The following is a 16,802-nucleotide window of genomic DNA, read 5'->3' as shown; positions in this document are numbered from 1 at the left end:
CATACCTGGATTACAAAAGTCCAAACCAATATGAAGCTGACATGGCTAACTTAGGAAAAGCTGCTTAACTGGGTTGTGTGAATTTGCTTGACCACGTCAGCTTCACACGAGAAAGAGACTAGCAAGGAAAAGAAAAAATAGATAAGTAAGGTTTGTGTTTTCATTTTTTTACCCGTTTTTTTAACATGAAATTAAGGTTGAGTACTCAACTGAAATAGCGCGCTCGATTATTCAATGGTCTTATGATTTTGTATATCGTTGCATATTTCGCAATGGATCCGCTTTTTAAAATTGTAAATGCGGCGAGCTGCAAATATAGAAATAGATATAAAAGCCCATGTAACCCCGAATTCAAGAGAGTAGGAAAAAGACTGGCCTTTAAAGTATTGAACACTGGCAAAAATAGTGGCCAGCAAGGGAAATGCGACTAGGTATTGTAAAGTCCATTTTTTTATAGGCATTGTCGTTCCTTCGTAAATCTTCAAAATATAGATTTAGACTATCACTAGTGTTCATCTACATATAAGCGTTGATAAAATGCGTGTCAATTTTAACCTTAAGATTGCTCATACATTTTAATAGGCATTCCATTTTCATTTCTGAGTATTCTTTTTGATTTTTTTCTTTCTAACTCAGTTTTCCATTCTGGCTTAATCACAAGATAGTAATAAACGATAAAGCCTATCCATGATAATAAAAACGACATCAAGAACCAGATGACCTTGTTATTACCAGAAGCCTTTTTAGATATAAGTGCTAGAACCCAAGGTAGGATATTTATTGTGAAAAAAGAGATAAAAAGTACAAGTAAAAACGATAAGTTCATAAAATATCCTTTCTTATTAAACTATCTAATAGAGAACACGGCAGCCATCTAAGATGTGAAACTCGTGTGCGAAAATTAGAATCTACGTGTCGGGATCCGTGCTTACGTATTTCAACGGCCAGTTCGAGCTCCTTACTAGTTTGCCTTCTGACCTTGGAAACATCAATGATTCTCCAACTCAGGCTTGGGGTAACTACTTTTAAAACTAAATGCATCCTGAGATTCTCCATTTTCCCGAAGATGGTCTAATTTAGTGATAGCTTCCTGAAGGGTTGGAATATGACCCTTCGGTATCCACCAAAGCACATAAGATGCTTCGCTTAAGGGCAAAAACCACTCTTTTTTACGCTTAAGGAAATCAATGTGATGCGTCTTGAACATGAAGTTCTTAAGGGACTCTACGCTTTCCCAAACAGACATGTTAACAATGATATCTGGGTTATTTTCTACCTCTATATTAGTGGCATCACCTGATTCGTCTTTCAAACGCCAGATAAATCCTGGACTTTGTTCAGCAATGGCGTTGATAGGGTCTAAGTTATTTACAAAGTCCGCCATTTCGGGGGCCTCTAAGTTAAACCTGACTTTTCCAATATTCAATTGAGCGAGATGCATATTGTCTCCTTGACTTTTAACTTAGAGAACGCGTTTTATAAAGTTAGACTAGGTCTAGTGCTTTGAAGTGTCTGTCTTGGAATTACTTTACGCATTTTCCAAATAACTTACTTTTGAATGGAGAAAACGGATAGTTAGCTCCAATTTTAAAACAGTTGCTTGAGCAGTCTGCTCAGATGCCTGTTCAGCACATTGGCACCCAAAGAATCGGTGTAGGCCATCTTTAAAAGAATAAATAGGTTAACTGGTTCTTTTGAAAGGGGCGCTCGATTCATTATTTACCTTGATGCATAACGCCTAGCTAAACTGGCGCAAAATAGCAGGCTAAAATTAGCGACGAAGGAGCGCAAGCCTGCTGTTTTTCGTCCCTTGGTTAAAGCGTTTGTTATGTTTAAAACACTCTTAATTGTAAGGTTCAAGCTTAACATCTAACTCAGGCACACCAGTTAGAATTGGGGTTAATCGCCAACCATTTCTCAGGTTATCGTAAGCCTCAGGGAAAAATAGAACACCAGACTTTTTAATCGCTTTATTGGATATAAAACGTTTTAATTTTTTAAAGACATCTTTAGAGCGCTGAGTTTCACAAAAGCCATCAATCGTACTTTGTAAAATTGTACTTCCCTCAACCTTATCTAAACCACTACCCTAGGTGGTTTACCGTGAAAGTCCAAGTACAGTTTTTTGAGATTATCTGGTACCAGAGGCCAGCCACGTTCAATACCTTCTTTGGTACCTTTCCAGAATAAGTGCTCTGTATAATATACATCTATGTACTCGAATTCTGCTTCGGTTGCAGTATCTAGTTTCTCGCTCATGTAATGCAACTGCTCAAGTGCTTCTTCTAAGTCGCCTTGGTTTAACAAAATAGTCGTCAAATTTGCAAACTCTCCCATTAGAAATGTAAGCGCCCAACTCTCATGTTTTTCCATAAGAGGAACAACGTCAGGAAACTTAGTGCGGATCTCTTTTAAGAATCGTCTTATTTCTGATTTAGCCATTGATTTCTCAGAAGCTTCTAACATTAAGCTAAGAGGCGCATATGCGCTGAGCATAATGGCGAAGCGGCCCCGCGTGTATGCGTCACAGTGAAGGTAGTGAGTGAGTTTATTGGGTTGTTAGCTATCACAGTTTAAAAAAACTGCATGGCTAAACACGTTTTTTGCTTTTTCAATCTCACTCTCTAGATGCTTAGGTTGCACCCAGACATCAGTTGCGTTGCTGGTGTTTTGAAAGAGGCTTAATCTATTACCGTGAACCTCAATTTTTACAACGCTCTCAATTGGAATAGTTTTCTTGCTTGCTAGAGTAAACTGAAGCTTATTAGTTCGATTAATCAGTACATCGTTTCCAATAAGCTCAAAAAGTTCTCTGTTTCGATTCCTGAAGTGCAAGATAAAATAATTGGACGCTAATGCAATCAATAGAATTAAAGATAGATTTTGCATTAAAAAAGAGAGCGATTCTTCCATAATTTCCTCTAGTAGCTAACACTAAGCTATGGGGCGATAACACATGGGCTTAAATTATGAACGAAGAGACGCAGCCCATGTATTAGCGTCCCAGCGAGCAGCGCGAGCGCCTTTAGTGGCTTGTTATGCCCTTTACCCGTTGGGTATTTTAACCAGCAAATCCGTGACGCCTAAATCTACACTAAGTTGTGACAACAGTGTAGACACCTGTCCACGATGATGAGTTTGATGGTTAAAGAAATGCAGCAGTAGATGTGCGAAGCATTTTGAATACAAGACGCCCCTCATATTTTGATAGTTTAGGTTACTTGCTAAAATGCCCTCGGAAAGCTGATTAACAAAATTCAAGATTGTGTTGTCCAGACTTACTCTTTCTTGTTTAAGCAGGGCGAGCTCTGAGAACAGAAGTGAGTCTAGTTTTTCAGGCTTAGGCTTCGATGCTAACGAATCTAATGCAGTAAAAGTTTTAGAATGAGTGGCAAAACGTTTAAGCCAAATTATATCTGCCACCAAAATATGATTGAGTGTACCAATGATAGAATCAAAGAAAGCCCCTCTATCCTCGGCAAGTTCCTCTGAGCTTAAATTCGACGCAGCAGAATAAATAGATGCGTTCATCCATTTATTGTATTCAGCCATTAATATGAAATTGCTTTTCGTAGACATTCGTTTTCCAAGAGGGCATAATAACTTTTCAATAACGGGCGCAGGCACGTAGGGCATAATGGCGAAGCCGCCCCGCGTGTATGCGTCCCTGCGAACGAAGTGAGCGAGTTTATTGAGTTGTATGACGGTGCTAAAATAACCCAAGACCAATAACCGCGGCACTTTAATCGAGAATTTTCTTTTTAAAAAAAAGAGTATAGCTAACCGTTAGCCAGTCATAGTTTACAGAAACAAGTTCCCAGTCTTTATTACCCATATCACCGCAGAGTTCTTCTAATTCTGTGAGCTTTGTGGAGCGCAGCTTGAATACTCCACCTACAGTTTTTACTTCGTATTTAAAACTATCCATATTTGAAAGCGACTCTTGTCATACTTTCCAATAACGGACGCAGGCATGTGGGGCATAATGGCGCAGCCGCCCCGCGTGTATGCGTCCCAGCGAACGCAGTGAGTGTGTTGATTGGCTTGTTAGCTGACATTGTTAATCGAAGAGAGTGTCGCCTTTTTAAGTCCACTTTAGTCATGAGTCCTTTTCTCTAGGTTTATCAGTATCTGGGATTACGAATAGGTAAAAGATAAAAACCAACCACATTGCTCCAAACACACCAACAGTTGTTACAACTAAGCGGAGAAATACTTCCATGGCTGAGCCACTAACATCTCTGGTTAGTATTGCATATAAAACCAAAAGCATAATTATTAAAGAAGATATTACGGCGTACTTTAAAGCCCTTCTTGGCAAAGACTTTTGAGTCATGGTCTACCTACTGACAGCTAACGGCCCGCATAACGGGCAAAAATACGTAGGCTACAATACCAAGCGAAGCGCAGGGAGCCTACGTGTTACTGTCCCAGCGAGCAGCGCGAGCGCCTTTAGTGTTTTGTTATGTTTCGTCACTGATATAGCCAATAAAGACAAATTTTTCATAGCTAGAACTTTCTCCATAAGCACGGTTTACCTTGACCCGTGCCCCAATATTTATTCCGACATTTTTGGGAAGCCGAACTCTAACTGGAGCTTCTCTGTTCTCTAATTTTCAAACAGGTAAAGGGTATGACCTTCGTCATGTAGTGATGCGTGATGATGTGTTGACACACCGACTAATGTTTCGGTTTTATTGGGTTGATTTGATAAGTACCAACCTATGACCACTACCCAAAAGATAATAATGAAAGCAAAAGGTGCATACTTGAAAACCCACTCCTTAAGCTGTTCTCGTTCAAGAATTCCGTTTCGATTTATGTTCATTTTGATGGGTTGTCCAGAAACATAACTTTTAAATAAGGGGCGATAACGCGTAGGGCACAATAGCGAAGCGGCCCTGCGTGTTAGCGTCCCAGTGGGCTTTAGCCACGACTTAATTTTTTTGTTATACACAAACCGTATGTTAACTGCCAGCATGTTGAAGAAAATAGGGTAAAAGAACCGAACAAAATAACCACCGTTTTTAACTTTTACTTGCTACCAAGGAAGAGGGCTGCTTGAGTTGAAAAGCAGAGCTTTCAAGTTACCTTCGGTATTAACCAAAAACTAAAACGAACCCCCAAAGCTGTTGTAAAAAGGTGCTGAACTTTGGCTTGGTTTTAACTAAAAAATGGGTGGTGTATAACAATTTAATGTACAGAAAAAATCCTTTATGTAAGGTGGAAACTATCCGTATATCACTTATGAGCGTTTTGAAATTATTACCCTAAAACAACCCATTAAACAAAAAATAAACGCTTTTAAGCATAAAAGCCGGAAAACATCCTTTTTATTTTCTTCATTTGTAAAAAGCTACGTTGCTGGCCATAAAAACAGCGTTTATCTACACGTTATAAATAGGCATCTGGATGAATTTTATTAACCTTCCATTCACCGTCTTCTTTAATCAAGTCTAGGCTACGCAAGTCTTCAATTTTATCGTCGTTGTATGTTCCACTTAAAAATACGGTGATTGTCGATTTTTCTGCGAACTCGTTGCGGCCAACTCGGCCTGCACTTTGAGGCGTGATGGTGACGGTGTCATATTTAAGGTTTAAGAGGTGGCGCTGAACGTTACTGTTAGTGTGGTATCTCGTTAATATACGAGACAGTTTTTCGCTTGATAGTCGAATTGCTGTATCAAGGTTGTCATCTTCATAAACACTTTTGAGAAACGCTACGGTGGTGTACTCAGGGGTACTTTCATCAAGCATGCCGTACCGCCCGATGCCTTCTTCCTTTTTACCGCAAGCGGATAAAATCAACACTGTAAAAAGCCCGAATAGGGCGTACCACATACGCGTTTTCATTTGGATTACCTTAATGTAAAGAGGTCCGTTTCTTATTGATAGTTTTATATCTCAACGAAGTCAATGTGCTCGCCGCTTCGCTAATCTATGCTTTGATTATTCACAATATTGCGCACAAAAGCAAAGTAATAGAGCGTAAAACTCAGGTGTTTGTGTTCATGAAACTTCAGGAGAAACAGAAGAGAGTAGGCATAAAAAAACGAGGCACTAGGCCTCGTTTTTAAATGATTGAAACATTTTGGTGGTTATTGAACTTCTTCTTGTTCGTCGAACGCACCAGCAAACAAAGGGCTACTTAGGTAACGTTCTGTGCCGCTTGCTAGAAGCACTACAACCACTTTGTCTTTGTTTTCTGGGCGTTCAGCAAAACGCTTAGCGGCAACAACGGCTGCACCAGAAGAAATACCTGCAAGAATACCCTCGTCGGTCATTAGCTTGCGCGCCATGTCCATACATTCTTCGTTGGTAACTTGCTCAACTTCGTCAATTAGGTCTAGGTCTAGGTTACCTGGAATAAAACCTGCGCCAATACCTTGAATTTTGTGTGGACCAGGGGTTAATTCTTCGCCCGCAAGCGCTTGGGTAATTACTGGAGAGTCTGTTGGCTCAACGGCAATAGAAGTAATTGCTTTACCTTTCGTATTTTTAAGGTAGCGACTTACACCCGTGATTGTACCACCCGTACCTACACCAGCTACGAATGCATCTACTTTACCGTCTGTATCTTCCCAAATTTCAGGGCCAGTGGTTTTTTCGTGAATAGCTGGGTTAGCCGGATTGTCGAACTGCTGAAGCAATACGTATTTGTCTGGATCTGATGCCACAATTTCTTGTGCAGCGGCAACCGCACCTTTCATGCCCTTAGGCGCTTCAGTAAGAACAAGGTTTGCGCCCAAAGCTTTTAGAAGTTTGCGACGCTCAAGGCTCATGCTACTAGGCATGGTTAGCGTTAGCTTATAACCGCGAGACGCTGCAACAAACGCCAAAGCAATACCTGTGTTACCACTGGTCGGCTCTACAATTTCTTTACCTTCGGTAAGGACACCGCGCTTTTCAGCATCCCAAATCATGTTTGCGCCAATACGGCACTTAACGCTGAAGCTTGGGTTACGCGATTCAATTTTTGCGTATACATTACCTGATGTTACGCGATTTAGCTTAACTAGTGGCGTGCGGCCAATAGATAGGGAATTGTCGTCAAATACGTTCATTATAAATCCTTACCTCGTTCCTTATTTTATAGGAAACCCCGTCTGTCGTGATCTGTACGACCTTTTTAATAGTTAATAATTCAACGCGTGTGATAGTTAATAATTCACAGCCTGAATTAGGGGATTTCGTCATACCCCTATATCATTGGTCCCAATCAGTAAAATGCAAAGTGCTTTTTAGCTATATGTTATATCTATGGGCAATCATGAGAAGGCCTTGATATTATAGTTAAAATTGCAAAGACGAAAAATTATACGGAGTACAACAATAATGGCTTTTAGTGGCACGTCTAATTATATCGCAACCAAAGACTTACAGCTGGCGGTTAACGCAGCTATTACGCTAGAGCGTCCGCTTTTAATTAAAGGCGAACCGGGCACAGGTAAAACCATGCTTGCTGAAGAATTGGCCGAGAGTTTAGGCACCGAACTAATTCAGTGGCACATTAAATCCACCACTAAAGCACAGCAAGGTTTGTACGAATACGACGCAGTATCCCGACTTCGCGACTCTCAACTTGGTGATGATCGCGTTCACGATATAAGCAACTACATCGTAAAAGGTAAATTATGGGAAGCCTTTAGCGCAGAAAAGCGCCCGGTACTACTGATTGACGAAATCGACAAAGCAGACATTGAGTTTCCTAACGATTTATTACTAGAGCTCGATAAAATGGAGTTCTTCGTATACGAAACCCAAGAACGTGTAGTCGCGAAGCAGCGTCCTATTGTTATTATTACATCGAACAATGAAAAAGAGCTGCCAGACGCTTTCTTGCGCCGCTGTTTTTTCCACTACATTCAGTTCCCGAACCCAGATGAAATGCAAGAAATCGTTAACGTGCATTTCCCTGATCTAAAGAAAAAGTTGCTTGATGAAGCATTGAAAGCTTTCTTTGAAATTCGCGATGTACCAGGGCTTAAGAAAAAGCCTTCTACCTCTGAACTTATCGACTGGCTTAAGCTCTTGGTTGCCGAAGATATTCCACCAGAAGCGCTTCACTCAAAAGACGGAAAAGCTGCTATTCCACCACTTTACGGGGCACTACTTAAAAACGAACAAGACATACATTTGTTTGAAAAACTGGTCTTTATGGCGCGTCGCTAATGCTTATTCAGTTTTTTTATACACTGCGAAAATATCAGGTTAAAACCACGCTGCGCGAGTTGCTGGATTTGCTTAGTGCGCTTGAAAAGCACGTGGTGTATGCCGATATCGAAGCGTTCTACAGTTTGTCGCGTACTATTATGGTTAAGGACGAAACTCAGTACGATAAGTTCGACAGGGCGTTTGCTGAATATTTTGAAGGTGTCGAATCTGTCGATCTATTCGGTAAAGATATCCCTGAAGAATGGCTGCGTAAAGAAATTGAGAAAAATTTAAGCCCTGAAGAGCGTGAGGCACTGCGTAAAGCCGGTGGCCTTGAAGAACTGATGGAAACGTTGAAAAAACGCTTAGAAGAACAAGAGAAGCGTCACCAAGGTGGAAATAAATGGGTGGGCACCGGTGGAACATCGCCCTTTGGCGCTTATGGCGACAACCCGGAAGGCGTGAGAATAGGGCAAAAGGGAAACAGAAAGTTTTCGGCAGTAAAAGTATGGGATAAACGCGAGTTTAAAAACCTAAGCTCTGATGTAGAACTGGGTACGCGTAACATAAAAGTGGCTCTTAGGAAGCTACGCAAGTTTGCTCGCACCGGCGCAAGTGAGCAGCTAGATGTGCCAACAACCATAGGTGAGACAGCTAAAAAAGGCGGTTTGCTCGATATCCACATGGCACCAGAGCGTCACAATGCGGTAAAAGTGTTGATGTTTTTTGATGTGGGAGGCTCTATGGACCCACACGTAAAAAGTACTCAAGAGCTTTTCTCTGCGGTGCAAAGCGAGTTTAAATACTTAGAGTACTTTTATTTCCACAACTGCGTGTATGAGGAGGTGTGGAAAGATAACCTTCGTCGCAATAAAGAACGCATTCCTATTTGGGATATCATTCATCGCTACGGAAAAGACTACAAGGTTATTTTCGTAGGTGACGCTACCATGGGACCGTATGAAATAACGTATCCAGGTGGCAGTGTAGAGCATTGGAATGAAGAGCCGGGCAGTGTGTGGATGCAGCGTTTATTGAACCACTTTAACAACGCTGTGTGGCTTAATCCGCAAGCTGAGAATTATTGGCCGTATTATTCGTCTATCAAAATTATTCGTGAAATAATGGAAGACAGAATGTATGGGCTAACGCTTGAAGGGTTAACGGCTGCTATTAAAGGGCTTAGCAGAAGCCGCTAAGCCCTTTGACGTGTAACGTTTTATTTCTTTGATATAACGGATGTTGAATTGAAGTCGGAAAACTATGCCGTAGCTCTTGTGGTGTTGGCGGGCGGAAAGAGCGCTCGCTACAAGGGTAATAAGCTTTTATCGGAACACCCAATTTCTGCGCTTTCTCTTGTACAACACAGTGTGGGGGAGGTAGTTAGTGCGCGCAATGACTTAGCGTTAACCAGTGAATTACCCATTACCGTTGTTACGGGTAAATGGCATGATTCCGTAAATACGCAGCTAAAGCACTCTCTATGTAAGGTTTCTGAACTACCCATCAGTGTCGTTCACAACGCTAATTGGGATGAAGGCCTTGCATCAAGTATTCGCACTGGACTCACGCATCTTTTAAGCCTTTCATCACTGTCGAAATCAGTATCCCCGACAGCAAAGGGCTTGTGTACAAGACCTACTCACGTGCTATTCACGTTGGCCGATTTGCCGAGTCTTAATGCACAAGACTTCGTTCGCCTTATCAACTCTTCTTATGCGAACCCTAATCACATAGTATGCAGTGAATGGCAAAAGCAGGGAGAGAACAATAGTCGAGTAACCGTACCTGCTATCTTTCCTGAAGCGGTATTTAGTGAACTGCTAGCGCTAAGTGGCGATATGGGGGCTAAGCCGGTTATTAAGAAGTATGCGAAATTAGGTAGGGTAACGGCTGTGTCTATACCTAACGCACAATTTGATATAGACACGCCACAAGACTGGGACAAACTGAAAAGCAGGGGGTAACTGCTTTGGTTCAATTGAACATTTTAAACTCGCCCCTCGGGAAGGTCTGGCAAGCTTCTGAGTGGGCAATGATCTATGCGGATTGGTATTATGCATTCGCGATACGATGCACAGCACTGGGCCTTTGGATGTAAAGAAGGCGTGCACCTAGCATAACAGCTGCGGCACTCAATCCTACAATGAAGCCAATCCAAAACCCTGCTGCGGCCATTGGTTCTGCCGTTATCCAGTTTGTTCTACCTAAAATAACGCCTGTAGGTAGACCTATTAACCAGTAGGACACAAAGGTAATAATAAACATCGCTGTTGTGTCTTTATAGCCGCGTAATGCATTAGCCGAAATCACCTGAACCGCATCAGACAATTGGAATAACGCCGCATAAATCAATAACGCATTTGCCAAGGTATATACGGCTTCGTCGCTGGTGTACAGGCCAATGATGAATCCCTTTGCTAGCAGAGTGAAGCTAGCCGTACACGCAGCGGTGAAAAACCCGATCAAAATAGCGGTTCGAGCTGCAATTTTTGCCTGTCGTGGGTTATTTTGCCCTATGCGATAGCCAATGCGAATTGCTGCTGCCATACCAATGCTCATAGGAAACATGAACATCAGGGCCGAGAAGTTCAGTGCGACTTGGTGGGCCGCTACCGTTGTGGCACCAAAAGGGGCTAATAACAATGCAACCAGTGAAAACAGCGTCACTTCAAATAGGATAGTCATAGCAATGGGCAAGCCCATTTTGAAGGTGCGATTTATGGTTACCATGTTAGGTTTATACAATTGTCCGAACAAATTGTACTTTTGCAGGGCAGGGGCAAAACGAACATAGATAACGGTTGCTATAAGCATAGTGTAAATAACAATGGCCGTTGCAATACCACAACCCGCACCGCCCATAGCTGGTAATGGGCCTACACCATAGATAAACAGGTAGTTCCCTACAATGTTCGCCATCAGCCCGATAACCGTAATAATCATAGTGGGTTTGGTTTTACCCAAGCCTTCACAATAGTTTCTAAGCCATTGGTAAAGTGCAAATCCAGGCATAGCGAACAGCACATACAGTACGTAGTCTACGGTAATGCTAAATAGCTCGGGCGCCATAGGGAACAGCGCGACTATGCTTTCAGTAAATGGAATTAAGCCTGCTACCGCTAATCCCACAAAGAAAACCAGATAACCAGCTTGCTGACTTGCGTCGGCAATACCACTTAAATTTTTGTTTCCCTGCAGCCGTGAAATGATTGGGGGAAGTGCCAGCGCTATACCCTGTATAAAGCAAAGCAGTGGCACAGTGATGCTAAATCCAAGTGCTACCGCAGCCATGTCGGTTGCACTGTAACGCCCAGCCATAATAGTATCGCTAACGCCCATTAGCATTTGAGTAATCTGCGCAACCAACAATGGCCATGCTAGTTTTAAAATGTCTCTTCCTTCTAAAAGAAAGCGTTTTTTATTCACGGTAATGTGTCTCTATATGGGTCGCCTAGGGCGATAAAAATGCAGAAAATAAAAACGAGCTTAAAAGCCTTAACGAAGTAGCGTTTCAACAACGAACTTGTTAAAAATGTAGCGGTATAACCGGAACCGTATCGCCAACTTTTAACTCACTTATATCTTCATGTACTACCATTAGGCAGTTAGCAGAAGTGATTGAAGTCATAACGCCAGAGCTTTGTGACCTAAATGGTGTGACTTCCCATTCACCTTGATTATTTCTTACCATGGTTGCACGCTGAAAGTCTCGGCGGCCTGCACGTCGCTTAAGAGGTGTCGTAATGCTAGCGTTAACAAAGAACGGCTCGTGCGGTTGTACTTGTCCTTGCATTTTTTTGATAACAGGCACAACCAATAATTTTGCGGTAACAAATGAAGACACAGGGTTGCCAGGCAAACCGCAAAACAACGTGTTGTTTATTTTACCCAGAGCAAAGGGTTTACCCGGTTTAACTGCGACTTTCCAAAATTCGATAGTGCCCAATTCAGCGATGATATCTTTTACATAGTCGGCATCGCCCACAGATACACCACCGCTACTTACCATTACATCTACACGCTCGCTCGCCTCAATGAAGAGTTTACGCAAAGAAGCTTCGTCGTCTTCTACAATGCCGAAATCAACAAGCTCTACGTTTTCATTGCTTAAAATGCTGCTTACACCAACGCGATTAGACTCGAAAATTTGTGTCGATTTACAGGGTTCGCCAGGTGCAGCAAGTTCAGAACCAGTCGCGACTACACCAACGCGAAGTTTTCTGAATACTGCCACCTTACTGTTTCCTTGGGAGGACAGCAGCATAAGGTGTTCGGCGTGAAGGCGCGTGCCCTTGCTTATTAGTGTATCGCCACTGGCGATATCATTGGCCTTTTTACGTATATTCTCTTGCGCCGATGGAATTTTATTGATCAAAACCGCGCCATCATGACTTTCGGTATTCTCTACCATTACAACGGCGTTAGCATTGGCAGGCACCGGGGCCCCCGTCATTATTTTAAATGCTTTGCCTTTTTCAAGCGGCTCATCAGCACTCATGCCAGCTGTAATTACACCCTGTACTTCGAGTTTACCACTGTGTTTAAGATCTTCTGCATTTACGGCATAGCCATCCATTGCTGAATTATCCCATGGCGGGACATCAACGTGGGCAGTTACATCTTGGGCCAAGATGCGGTTGTTGGCGTCAAAAATGCTCACTTGCTCAACGTCGTTTATCGCTTTTGCAGCGTCTAATGCTTTAGTGAGGGCTTCTTCTAGTGAAAGCCATTTAGATGACATACCAACAACTCCATGAAATGATTTAACACGCGGATATTACAGAAAAAGCGGCCTTATACCAAAGGTTAAAGCGTGAAATAAAAGAAAGTATGCGTAAACGACGCAATTGAAGTTTCATCAACGGCTATGTCAGATGAATTAAGAAGCGAACGTTAATATCTCTTCAAAGTCGTCGAAAACCCAGTTAGGTTTATATTTTGCGATGTTCTCACCATAGTTATACCCGTAGGTAAGCCCTATACTTTTTATGTTCGCGGCTTTTGCGGCAACAATGTCATTTTTAGAATCTCCAACCATTACACACTGTGAGGGCGAAACACCAAGCTTTTCACAGGCGTGCAGAAGGGGAAGGGAAGAAGGCTTTTTTTCCGGTAAACTATCACCGCCAATGGTAAGCGAAAACAACGAGAATATTGAGAACGAAGAAAGAATAGGCTCAATAAATTCCGAAGGTTTATTAGTGATTAATGCTAGCGTGAACCCTTGTTCTTTTAGCGCGTGAAGTGTTGAGAACACGCCGTCGTACAGCACTGTACTCTTAGTATCTAGCGTTCGGTAATAGAAAAGAAATTTTTCTAAAGCGGCATCAATCTCGTTTGATGTGTAATGGTGTCTGATCTTTGCGTTGCCGCTCAATCCGCGTTCCACCAGAACACGAGCACCATTTCCAACCCAGTGTCTAATTGTCTGCTCGTTATAAGTTGGTAATTGGTAGTCGTTTAATGTTTGGTTTAACGCTGTTGCCAAATCAGGAACAGAATCTACCAAGGTTCCGTCTAAATCGAAAAAAAAGGTATTAATTTCTTGCATTACAAAATTTTGATTTGCTAACTCGTGTGACAAGCATAACACCGCAGTATCCTTACCGCGGTAGATTTATTGGTCGACTGGCGTTATAAGCTCAAAGATTTATTCAAAATCTTGGTTGCTGATCCAAAGTACTTGATAAGGCTTCATTTGTAAGAAACCACTAGAAAGGGCTATCTCGTCACGGGTGATGAGATCAATCCAATTATCTGTGCCAATAAGGTTTATGTCAGACAACAAAATTGTTTGTTCTTCGTCTGAAATATTACTAATACAGAAAATACTTTGCTTTCTATCGAGACTTTGTCGCCAGTAGCCAAATAATTGATTACCAAGCTGCAATGTAAACTGCGTTGCATTGGGGTGAAATGCGGGCTGCGCTTTACGTATGCGTATAAGCTGCGAGATTCGAGTGAGTACTTTATGATGCTGTGAAAAGGGCGAGTCTAACAGAGCCTCTAACTCGTTAAAGTCCCAACGTTTTCTGTTGATTGAACGATTTTGTCCTGTATTAGCGACTTTTTCGTAATCGTTGGATGTGCCGAGTAAACTGTGAATGTAAATTCCTGGTATACCTTCCATACCTAACATTATGGCGTGAGCACAAATAAATCGGTCCACTTGATACTTATCAGGGCCCTTGGTGGTTCCTTGCAGCGCGTCGAATAGGGTGATGTTTATCTCGTAAGGCTTTTGCTGACCGTGATCAGAAGCGCGCCACGACACCTTGCCGCCAAAGTGCTGCATTGTATGCACAAGCTCTGAAATTTCTTCATCTGACAGTAGGCCTTCCGCCGGACGCAAGCCAATACCATCGTGCGAAGCGATAAAGTTAAAGTAGGCTGTGCCGTTTTGCGCCGGTGGCATACTCATCATCCAGCTTTTCAAATACGTACAATCACCCGTTACTAATGTATTTACAAGTAACGGCGGAAGCGAAAAGTTGTAGATAGCATGGGCTTCGTTAGCATTACCAAAATAGGTTAGGTTTTCCCTGTTAGGAATATTAGTTTCGGTAATGATTATGATTGATGGATCAACATGTTCAATCAGCGTTCGGATCAAACGTATGACTTCGTGGGTTTGGAATAGATTAATGCAGTTTGTACCTACAATTTTCCAAAGAAATGCTACTGCGTCTAAGCGAAAGATTTTAGCGCCTTTATCAATATACAGCTTGATGATATCGATAAACGCTAACAACACCTTGGGGTTTCTAAAGTCAAAGTCAACTTGGTCGTGACTAAACGTGCACCATACATGCTTTGTACCGTTGGCGGTTTCCGTTTCTCGCAGCAAAGGCGACACACGAGGGCGAGTTACCGTGGAGAGGTCATCGGATGGATCTGCTGTGAAGAAAAAGTCAGATCCTGGTCCTTCACCCTTCACAAAGTTATCAAACCACACGCTTCTTGCAGAGCAGTGATTGATAACTAGGTCGGTCATCAAGCCATAATCCTCAGCAATGACTTCAATATCGTCCCATGACCCTAGTGCTTCATTCACCGTAGAGTAGTCGATAACCGAAAACCCATCGTCTGAGCTGTACGGAAAGAAGGGCAGGATGTGAACATTATTAACGGTGTTCTTGCAGTAGCGGTGCAAAAACTTATTTAACGTAACCAGCGGACGCTCCCCTTCGTCAATGACACTATCACCGTAGGTAATCATGATAATGTCATCTTCATCCCAATAATTGTGATGAGACTGAGGTGAAGCAATATCCGTTTGCTGCTGAATGCCTATAGTGTTCATTAACTCAGTCGCTAGCGTCTCATACGAGACGTCCAGCGATACATCGGCATAAATGCTTTCTAAATGGTGTTTTACTTTGTCATGGAGATGGTCCCATGCCATATTACTTACTCCATATATTCTGCAGTATCGGCTTCAACCGCTTCTAATAGTCGCTCTAAAATATCGGGTACCGCGCTGGTCACGCGGTTCCAGCTTGGTATAAACGGCGTTTCCATAGGGTTTTCTAAAAAGTTTTGCCCCGCTTTCATGATGTTACTGGCAAACATTTCTACTGCTTTCTCTTCGCTGTGAATGTCTAAGTTCAAGCCATTCATTACCGCGTCATTGTGGTAGGTTTCTATAAAGTCTAGCGCAATACGGAAATAGGTGGCTTTAATTGAGCGGAACATTTCGTTGCTAAACGTATAGCCTTGCGTAGCAAGTTTTCTGAAAATGGCTTTGGTAATGTCGATAGACATTTTAGACAAACCACCTTGGTCGTTATTAAGCGATAAATCCTGATGTTTATGGTCGTAAATATCACATATATCTGCCTGACACAGGCGGTTGTGCGAATAGTTGCGGTGCATTTCAGACAGCACACCAATTTCTAAGCCCCAGTCACTTGGAATGCGAATATCGTTTAGTACGTCGCGTCTAAACGAAAACTCACCCGCTAATGGATAGCGGAAGCTGTCCATAAACTCCAAGTATTCGTTGTCTCCCATAATGCGTTTTAATGCACGAAGTAATGGCGTAACAAGAAGTCGAGAAACACGGCCATTAATTTTGCCGTTAGCCACACGCGCATAGTAACCTTTACAAAACTCGTAGTTAAACATTGGGTTGGCTACAGGGTAGATAAGCTTTGCGAGCAAATCTTTGTTATAGGTAACAATATCGCAATCGTGTAGTGCAACAGATTCTGCTCGATTCGATGCTAGTACGTAGCCCATGCAGTACCAAACATTTCGACCTTTACCTAACTCCTTTGGCGCCAAGCCTTGAGCCTGAAGCTCTTCATCAAGTGCTTTAAGGCGAGGACCGTCGTTCCATAGCACTCTGTGATGCTGAGGAAGTTTGCCGAAGAATTTTAGTGCGTGTTTGTACTGCTCTTCATTGGCTCGGTCCAGACCGATGACAATTTCTGATAAGTAGGGCACGTCTGTTAATTCGTTGACGATATGTGGAAGTGCGTCGCCTTCTAATTCAGAAAAGAGCGACGGTAAAATAAGTGCCATAGGGCGCTTTTGTGAAAACTGTAGAAGCTCTGCTTCAAGCTCTTCGGTAGGACGACGAGCTAAGTTATGTAACGTAGTAACCACACCATTTTGATAAAAATCAGCCATGTGTCCTCCTG

17 protein-coding genes are annotated in these 16,802 nt (G+C 42.4%); 3 read left to right on the top strand and 14 right to left on the bottom strand.

Annotated elements, in window-relative coordinates; translation table 11 throughout:
* Positions 1-556: 556 nt before the first annotated feature.
* The 9 genes from MHN09_RS12725 to cysK all read right to left on the bottom strand — a co-directional run bounded on the left by MHN09_RS12725 (position 557) and on the right by cysK (position 7,064).
* The gene (locus MHN09_RS12725) at positions 557-826 is read right to left on the bottom strand and encodes a hypothetical protein (RefSeq protein WP_239241003.1); all 270 of its coding nucleotides are present in this window, start codon (positions 824-826) and stop codon (positions 557-559) included.
* A 162-nt stretch (positions 827-988) separates the two neighbouring features.
* Positions 989-1,441 (bottom strand): DUF3291 domain-containing protein, encoded by a 453-nt coding sequence (locus MHN09_RS12720; RefSeq protein WP_061485972.1) that lies wholly within the window; start codon positions 1,439-1,441, stop codon positions 989-991.
* A 635-nt stretch (positions 1,442-2,076) separates the two neighbouring features.
* Positions 2,077-2,442: a hypothetical protein gene (locus MHN09_RS12715; protein ID WP_168463726.1), complete on the bottom strand. Its 366-nt coding sequence runs from the start codon at positions 2,440-2,442 to the stop codon at positions 2,077-2,079.
* 117 nt (positions 2,443-2,559) lie between these two features.
* The gene (locus MHN09_RS12710) at positions 2,560-2,913 is read right to left on the bottom strand and encodes a hypothetical protein (RefSeq protein WP_239241000.1); all 354 of its coding nucleotides are present in this window, start codon (positions 2,911-2,913) and stop codon (positions 2,560-2,562) included.
* Positions 2,914-3,045: 132 nt separating this feature from the next.
* Positions 3,046-3,579, bottom strand: a complete 534-nt coding sequence (locus tag MHN09_RS12705; protein WP_239240997.1) for a DinB family protein — start codon at positions 3,577-3,579, stop codon at positions 3,046-3,048.
* Positions 3,580-3,742: 163 nt separating this feature from the next.
* Entirely contained in the window at positions 3,743-3,928 is a 186-nt protein-coding gene (locus MHN09_RS12700) for a hypothetical protein (protein ID WP_239240994.1), read from the bottom strand.
* A 681-nt stretch (positions 3,929-4,609) separates the two neighbouring features.
* Entirely contained in the window at positions 4,610-4,828 is a 219-nt protein-coding gene (locus MHN09_RS12695; RefSeq protein ID WP_239240991.1) for a hypothetical protein, read from the bottom strand.
* A 566-nt stretch (positions 4,829-5,394) separates the two neighbouring features.
* On the bottom strand, positions 5,395-5,853 hold the full coding sequence (locus MHN09_RS12690) for a hypothetical protein (RefSeq protein WP_014949692.1): 459 nt from the start codon (positions 5,851-5,853) through the stop codon (positions 5,395-5,397).
* A gap of 245 nt (positions 5,854-6,098) precedes the next feature.
* Entirely contained in the window at positions 6,099-7,064 is a 966-nt protein-coding gene (gene cysK, locus MHN09_RS12685; RefSeq protein WP_014949690.1) for a cysteine synthase A, read from the bottom strand.
* 271 nt (positions 7,065-7,335) lie between these two features.
* Between cysK and MHN09_RS12680 the strand changes: the two genes are divergently transcribed.
* From MHN09_RS12680 to MHN09_RS12670, 3 genes are read left to right on the top strand one after another with little or no spacing between them, the layout of a single operon-like run.
* Positions 7,336-8,172: a MoxR family ATPase gene (locus MHN09_RS12680; protein WP_012518654.1), complete on the top strand. Its 837-nt coding sequence runs from the start codon at positions 7,336-7,338 to the stop codon at positions 8,170-8,172.
* On the top strand, positions 8,172-9,353 hold the full coding sequence (locus MHN09_RS12675) for a VWA domain-containing protein (RefSeq protein ID WP_014949688.1): 1,182 nt from the start codon (positions 8,172-8,174) through the stop codon (positions 9,351-9,353). The genes MHN09_RS12680 and MHN09_RS12675 overlap by 1 nt, the downstream gene beginning before the upstream one ends.
* A gap of 48 nt (positions 9,354-9,401) precedes the next feature.
* Positions 9,402-10,121 (top strand): nucleotidyltransferase family protein, encoded by a 720-nt coding sequence (locus MHN09_RS12670; RefSeq protein ID WP_239240988.1) that lies wholly within the window; start codon positions 9,402-9,404, stop codon positions 10,119-10,121.
* Between the two features lie 88 nt (positions 10,122-10,209).
* Here the strand turns inward: MHN09_RS12670 and MHN09_RS12665 are convergent, their stop codons facing one another.
* The 5 genes from MHN09_RS12665 to MHN09_RS12645 form a co-directional block, all read right to left on the bottom strand.
* Positions 10,210-11,583 (bottom strand): MATE family efflux transporter, encoded by a 1,374-nt coding sequence (locus MHN09_RS12665; protein WP_061485958.1) that lies wholly within the window; start codon positions 11,581-11,583, stop codon positions 10,210-10,212.
* Positions 11,584-11,683: 100 nt separating this feature from the next.
* On the bottom strand, positions 11,684-12,898 hold the full coding sequence (gene glp / locus MHN09_RS12660) for a gephyrin-like molybdotransferase Glp (RefSeq protein WP_239240985.1): 1,215 nt from the start codon (positions 12,896-12,898) through the stop codon (positions 11,684-11,686).
* Between the two features lie 138 nt (positions 12,899-13,036).
* Positions 13,037-13,708 carry a phosphoglycolate phosphatase gene (locus MHN09_RS12655; protein ID WP_170826507.1) on the bottom strand — a complete coding sequence of 224 codons (672 nt, stop codon included), beginning with the start codon at positions 13,706-13,708 and terminating at the stop codon, positions 13,037-13,039.
* 99 nt (positions 13,709-13,807) lie between these two features.
* Positions 13,808-15,562: a sugar phosphorylase gene (locus tag MHN09_RS12650; protein WP_239240982.1), complete on the bottom strand. Its 1,755-nt coding sequence runs from the start codon at positions 15,560-15,562 to the stop codon at positions 13,808-13,810.
* 5 nt (positions 15,563-15,567) lie between these two features.
* Positions 15,568-16,791 carry a glycosyl transferase gene (locus tag MHN09_RS12645; protein ID WP_014949682.1) on the bottom strand — a complete coding sequence of 408 codons (1,224 nt, stop codon included), beginning with the start codon at positions 16,789-16,791 and terminating at the stop codon, positions 15,568-15,570.
* Between the last annotated feature and the right edge of the window lie 11 nt (positions 16,792-16,802).

Origin of the sequence: Alteromonas sp. MmMcT2-5, assembly GCF_022348315.1 — a bacterium.
Classification (GTDB): Bacteria; Pseudomonadota; Gammaproteobacteria; order Enterobacterales; family Alteromonadaceae; genus Alteromonas; species Alteromonas macleodii.
The sequence above is the reverse complement of the archived record's forward strand: the minus strand, read 5'-3'. Positions and strand labels throughout refer to the sequence as shown.

Coding starts and splice junctions, on each gene's coding strand:
- MHN09_RS12725 (WP_239241003.1), bottom strand. CDS start 826: ATGAACTTATCGTTTTTACTTGTACTTTTTATCTCTTTTTTCACAATA.
- MHN09_RS12720 (WP_061485972.1), bottom strand. CDS start 1,441: ATGCATCTCGCTCAATTGAATATTGGAAAAGTCAGGTTTAACTTAGAG.
- MHN09_RS12715 (WP_168463726.1), bottom strand. CDS start 2,442: ATGGCTAAATCAGAAATAAGACGATTCTTAAAAGAGATCCGCACTAAG.
- MHN09_RS12710 (WP_239241000.1), bottom strand. CDS start 2,913: ATGGAAGAATCGCTCTCTTTTTTAATGCAAAATCTATCTTTAATTCTA.
- MHN09_RS12705 (WP_239240997.1), bottom strand. CDS start 3,579: ATGTCTACGAAAAGCAATTTCATATTAATGGCTGAATACAATAAATGG.
- MHN09_RS12700 (WP_239240994.1), bottom strand. CDS start 3,928: ATGGATAGTTTTAAATACGAAGTAAAAACTGTAGGTGGAGTATTCAAG.
- MHN09_RS12695 (WP_239240991.1), bottom strand. CDS start 4,828: ATGAACATAAATCGAAACGGAATTCTTGAACGAGAACAGCTTAAGGAG.
- MHN09_RS12690 (WP_014949692.1), bottom strand. CDS start 5,853: ATGAAAACGCGTATGTGGTACGCCCTATTCGGGCTTTTTACAGTGTTG.
- cysK (WP_014949690.1), bottom strand. CDS start 7,064: ATGAACGTATTTGACGACAATTCCCTATCTATTGGCCGCACGCCACTA.
- MHN09_RS12680 (WP_012518654.1), top strand. CDS start 7,336: ATGGCTTTTAGTGGCACGTCTAATTATATCGCAACCAAAGACTTACAG.
- MHN09_RS12675 (WP_014949688.1), top strand. CDS start 8,172: ATGCTTATTCAGTTTTTTTATACACTGCGAAAATATCAGGTTAAAACC.
- glp (WP_239240985.1), bottom strand. CDS start 12,898: ATGTCATCTAAATGGCTTTCACTAGAAGAAGCCCTCACTAAAGCATTA.
- MHN09_RS12655 (WP_170826507.1), bottom strand. CDS start 13,708: ATGCAAGAAATTAATACCTTTTTTTTCGATTTAGACGGAACCTTGGTA.
- MHN09_RS12650 (WP_239240982.1), bottom strand. CDS start 15,562: ATGGCATGGGACCATCTCCATGACAAAGTAAAACACCATTTAGAAAGC.
- MHN09_RS12645 (WP_014949682.1), bottom strand. CDS start 16,791: ATGGCTGATTTTTATCAAAATGGTGTGGTTACTACGTTACATAACTTA.